The sequence below is a fragment of the Clostridium cuniculi genome (assembly GCF_004353185.1).
Classification (GTDB): Bacteria; Bacillota; Clostridia; order Clostridiales; family Clostridiaceae; genus Clostridium; species Clostridium cuniculi.
Genome location: NZ_SMUS01000090.1, coordinates 1 through 1,768 on the forward strand (window position 1 = coordinate 1; position 1,768 = coordinate 1,768).

The following is a 1,768-nucleotide window of genomic DNA, read 5'->3' on the forward strand; positions in this document are numbered from 1 at the left end:
GGGGCTGTCGCACTAAATAATTAGTGCGACAGCCCCTTTTGCTAAAAAAATAAATCCTAGACTCTATAAGCCTAGGATTTATGGTAAAATATTTTTCATGCTAACAAAAAAAATCTTACAACAAAATTATACTTTAAATCGAAAGTTTTATCAATTAAAACTTCCTTTTGATATAGATTGCATAATTCCAGAAAATGATTCGGTGAGATTACTAAGTCAGTTTGTAGAGGAGATGGATTTAACTGAACTATATTCTACTTATTTTAGAATAAGAGAAAATCAAGTACCGCCAATGAATATGCTGAAAATTATGCTTTATGGATATATGAATGGATTTTATTCTTCAAGAGATATAGAAACTGCATGTCGAAGGGATATCAATTTTATGTTTCTACTAGAGGGTGCTTCGCCTCCGGATCATTCAACATTTGCAAGGTTTAGAAGTTTACACTTTGCTCCATGTTCTGAAAAAATATTAGCGGAAGTAACCAATTTTCTTTATAAAATTGGGGAAATATCAGGTGAATCTATATTTATTGATGGTACTAAAATAGAAGCTTGTGCTAATAAATATACTTTTGTTTGGAAGAAAGCTATTACAAAAAATATGGCTAAACTATTAACTAAAATAGCCGGACTTGTAAAAGAGTGTGAAGAATTTTATGGCATTAAATTAATTTATAAGGATAAAGTACAAATGAAGCATGTAAAGAAGCTTAGAAAAAAACTTTATGTGTTAAAAAAATTAGAAGGAATACAATTCGTCCACGGATGTGGTAAGAGAAAAACTATTTTACAAAAATCTATAGAAAAGCTTGAAGAATATCTTTTAAAATTTAAAGAATACAATAAAAAAGTATACACTTGCGGCAATAGAAATAGTTATTCAAAAACAGATGCTGATGCTACATTTATGCGAATGAAAGAAGATGCTATGAAAAATGGACAACTTAAACCAGCTTATAATGTACAGCATGGTGTTGATGCTGAATATATTACGTGGCTTACTGTTGGTGATCAACCAACAGACACAACTACATTGATACCATTTCTTAAAGGTATGGAAGAAAAGTTAAATTTTAAATATTTAAAAATAGTTGCTGATGCTGGATATGAAAGTGAAGAAAATTACTCATTTATTGAAGATAATAATCAAATAGCATTTATTAAACCTGCTAATTATGAAATATCTAAAACAAGAAAATACAAGAATGATATTAGTAGAATAGAGAATATGGACTACGATGCTGAGAGTGATTTATTTATATGTCAAAATGGTAAAAAACTAAAAATGTCAGGCACAAAATTTGTAAAATCTAAAACTGGATATAAAAGTGAAAAAACAATTTATGTATGTGAGGATTGTAGTAACTGTACTTACAAGAGCAAATGTATTAAAGGGAATAATTCTAAAATACCATTAGAAGAAAGAACTAAAAAATTTGAAACTTCAAAAAAGTTTAATAGGCAAAGAAAAGAAGATTTAACGAGAATTATTACCGATGAAGGTTGTTTACTTAGAATGAATAGAAGTATTCAAGCAGAAGGTTCTTTTGCTCAATTAAAGCATGATATGAATTTTAGAAGGTTTATGTGCCGTGGACAAAATAATGTCTTAGCAGAAAGTATACTACTTGCTGTAGCTCATAATATAAATAAATTGCATAACAAAATACAGGCTAACCGAACTGGTAAGCATTTATTTGAATTAAAGAAAACTGCATAATTTAATTTTTTAAAGCCTTTTTTCATTAGGCTTATTTAAGTG

General features: G+C 28.5%; 1 protein-coding gene. It reads left to right on the forward strand.

What is annotated here, in order from left to right; genetic code table 11:
* Positions 1-97: 97 nt before the first annotated feature.
* Positions 98-1,726, forward strand: a complete 1,629-nt coding sequence (locus EJJ37_RS19655; protein WP_133017116.1) for an IS1182 family transposase — start codon at positions 98-100, stop codon at positions 1,724-1,726.
* The last annotated feature ends 42 nt before the right edge of the window (positions 1,727-1,768 follow it).

What these genes read in the sequence shown, in the direction of transcription:
- EJJ37_RS19655 (WP_133017116.1), top strand. Translation starts at nt 98, where the DNA reads ATGCTAACAAAAAAAATCTTACAACAAAATTATACTTTAAATCGAAAG.